Genomic DNA, 880 nt, shown 5'->3' with positions numbered 1-880 from the left:
TCCGGGCAGCAGGTCTTTTATCTGTTCCCACGCCTCGTCGCTTATATCGTGCCGGTGTATGCCTTCTTTTCTTTTCATGCTCCTTTTTTACCTCTTTCCCTTTATCCAGTCCACACTGCCTAGCCTAACGAGAACCTCCCGCGCGGGCGGCTCGCTTGCCGCCGCCGCTTTTGCGCCCCGAAAATATTGACAGGGCGCGGAACATATTTTATACTTTATGCATAGTAACCATATTTGGAGGCAAAAGATGAATGCGGCGAAGAGGTTTTTGACGGGCGCAGCCGTAACAGTAGTCGCGCTGGGAATCGGGGCAGCTCTCTATTCCTGCGGCAGCCCGGCAAGTTCTCCAAGTGTGGATAGTATAAGCAAAGGAAATCCTGACCGCAAAACTTCATACTATAACCATATTTGGCTGGAAGGACCGGCGGGCAAGACAGAATTTGACGAAAACAGCGTGTGGGGAGCTGACGAATGGGAAGACCTATTTCACGCTTTTAAAAGAGGCGATAAAAGCTATAAATATGGTTTCAATACCACCTTTGGCTATGACAGTCAGGGCAGATACGAACGTCATTTGCGAGACGCTGGAATACCTTATATACGTAAGAATAAAGAGAGCAATGTTACTATTGTTGACGTAACAAAGATTATATCAATGGCAGGGTATGAGGTTTCATTTATATGGGGCTGGCGTACTGACTGGAAATAAAGCCGCTGCGGAACGGAACAGCGTTGCCCGGACAGGCAGGGAAACGCGGGGGAGTGGCGAAAGATAACCGCCTGTTTATCAACGCGGTAGCGTGGCAGACGCGCACGGGCGCTCCGTGGAGGGACATACCGCCGGAATTCGGGAATTGGAACAGCATACACAAGCGGTTTT

General features: G+C 50.1%; 1 protein-coding gene and 1 pseudogene. Both read left to right on the top strand.

The genetic code is table 11. From position 1 onward, the window contains the following. The first annotated feature begins 247 nt into the window (after positions 1–247). Positions 248–709, top strand: coding sequence for a hypothetical protein (locus tag AWU74_RS06325; protein ID WP_162504942.1), 462 nt, complete (start codon positions 248–250; stop codon positions 707–709). Between the two features lie 23 nt (positions 710–732). Continuing rightward, positions 733–880: pseudogene (locus AWU74_RS06320) on the top strand (transposase); the annotation flags it as partial.

This window comes from Treponema endosymbiont of Eucomonympha sp. (genome assembly GCF_001028545.1).
Note: the sequence above shows the minus strand (reverse complement) of the source record. Positions and strands in the feature narration are given on the sequence as shown.

What these genes read in the sequence shown, in the direction of transcription:
- AWU74_RS06325 (WP_162504942.1), top strand. Translation starts at nt 248, where the DNA reads ATGAATGCGGCGAAGAGGTTTTTGACGGGCGCAGCCGTAACAGTAGTC.